Origin of the sequence: Segatella cerevisiae, assembly GCF_024054555.1 — a bacterium.
Taxonomy (GTDB): domain Bacteria; phylum Bacteroidota; class Bacteroidia; order Bacteroidales; family Bacteroidaceae; genus Prevotella; species Prevotella cerevisiae.
In genome coordinates this window covers 1-2,182 of the sequence record NZ_JAMXLY010000096.1, presented here as the reverse complement: position 1 = coordinate 2,182, position 2,182 = coordinate 1, and the positions used below count along the sequence as shown (strand labels likewise).

The window sequence follows — 2,182 nt, the reverse complement described above, 5'->3', positions numbered from 1 at the left end:
AAACGGCTTGTTTGCCAGAATAATTGGCAAAATCAGTGCGCTAACCGTTTCTCAATATATGAATTACATTAATGGCAAGCCCATCGGTAGAATTAAATACGCACTAAATTAATTCCGCCAACGGGTTATTATCTAAAAAATCAATTGCATGAAACAATTCATGCCCAAGTGCAATAGAAGAAGGTTCTTTGACATTTCCATTAATATCCATGCCAATATTTTCTGTATCTTCTGAGAAATTCCACTGTATCAATATATTTTTATTATTAGGACTAGGATATTTTGTTTCATTCCGTCCATAACTTATTTGGATGTCTGAGGTGGTTTTACCACTCAATGCATAAATTAATTTTTTACCAATGCTACCCGCATTAGAGATTGTATTTAATGCATTTCCTATAGTATTTATTGTTATATTGTTCCCTAAATAGAGTTCTCCTCCTTTATAAAACCCAGAAGTATTATCTTTTTGTATATATGTATATTGTGTATAATTCATTACTTGCCCATGCTCAATATTTGGCATGCAATAATAAATGCTATCTCCTCCAATATCTATAGCATTTACCGGATTATTTTTACAATAAGCATACGGGCTCACTTCAGGGGTACGCTCTGCCAGTGGATCCATCGTAGTCCACCTGCCGATAATCGCATCATAGTTTCTTGCTCCATAGTCATAAAGGTTTAGACCGTGCATTCTGTCCAGTTCCTTCCCGTTATACTTATAGGGCTGCAACGAGGCATTCAGGCCGGCATCACCGTACACGCCTCCGAAGGGATAGTAATGTGTCACCTGTTCCACTCTGGCATTCTGATTAAAGACCATACGGATACTACCCTCATGGTCCCTGAGGTAATAGTGCATCGTGACCTTCTTGTCCTTGTCTATAAAGGCATAGCCGTAATCATTTCGAATCATAACCGTGTTTTCTGGAGTGTAAATAATATTATCACAGTAATAGGTATTCTCCCTGGGCAACTGTTCTCCTGTCACATTACTGCCGGCAGACATCATAGACAGTGACGGACTGGCTGACTTGGTCTGAACCTCTCTCCCCGTTTTCTTTCCCGAGGCATCATAGTCGTATACCTCATAAGTACCATCTGCATGCTCGATTTTATCCGGTAAATTTAAGCAATTATATTCAATTTGAGTAATTTCCTTGTTTAAATCTTTTGTCATATTGCCATTCCTATCATAGTCATATTCTACGTCTGAATCTGTATGGTCTGTGAAATGAAAGGCTCCACTATAAAACGGACCAGTCACCTGGTCTTTAATCTTCCTGACCTGATTGCCCTCATAAAAATAAGTCAGTTGGTCAATACTGCCATATTTATTGTCATCCTGAAGGCCCTGGCGGGAGAGGGTGGTAATGTTTCCCATCTTGTCATAGCTGACATTCTCCGAATACCTGTCGAAATTCGTATCCCCGCCCGTCCCTTCACCATAATTGGCTTCAGTAAGCCGGCCGGCTCCGTCATACTTGAAGGCATAACCACGGTAAACGTTGTCGTCAGAGGTTTTCCATCTGATAGCTGAGATATTTCCGTTGAAGCTCCGCTCCGCAGGTGTCACTCCGTTCAAGGCGCACTCATACGTCAGATCCTCAGAGAACAAGGGACTGCTGATCTCTGTCATCCAGTTTCGCACATTGTATTGAAAAGTCACCGGCTGCTGACCGCCTATATTCTGTCGGGACATCAGACCAAAGAGATTATAGGTGTTATCTGCCAGAGTGACTTCGGGATTACCGTCCAACTTATATTTCGTGCTTAGGGGTCTGTCCATATTGTCATAAGTATAAGTTGTAAGCTCCGTTATACTGTCACGGTTGCCGGCACTATGGTCGTGCTGGTGTCCTGACAATTTCCCGGTAAAAGTATACGAGAAATAATCATGATCATATCCACCTGCATCATTTGTAGAATGGGTTTGAATGGTGTTTCCTTTTTTATCATAATAAATGGATCTGACCGTACTGCCTGATGTTCCGGAAATCTTATAGACTCTCTGACCTGTCAACAGGCCACTTGAATTGGGATAGCAAAATGTCTTAGCCTGGAAAAAGTTGACTTAAAGAAGTTAAATTTAAACCAGGAAAGAGATGAAAAAATATTACGAATTCACGGAAGCAGAGCAACGGTCAGTCCTGAAGGATTACTACGAGGGCTGTAT

At 41.0% G+C, this 2,182-nt stretch carries 1 protein-coding gene and 1 pseudogene; one reads left to right on the top strand and one right to left on the bottom strand.

The features are described from left to right. Window positions 1-112 (top strand): annotated as a pseudogene (locus NG821_RS12425) (IS982 family transposase); the annotation flags it as partial. On the opposite strand, the gene NG821_RS12420 reads toward NG821_RS12425, so the two are convergent. Next, window positions 104-2,029, bottom strand: a complete 1,926-nt coding sequence (locus NG821_RS12420; protein WP_252761975.1) for an RHS repeat domain-containing protein — start codon at window positions 2,027-2,029, stop codon at window positions 104-106. The pseudogene NG821_RS12425 and the gene NG821_RS12420 overlap by 9 nt on opposite strands. Window positions 2,030-2,182: the final 153 nt, after the last annotated feature.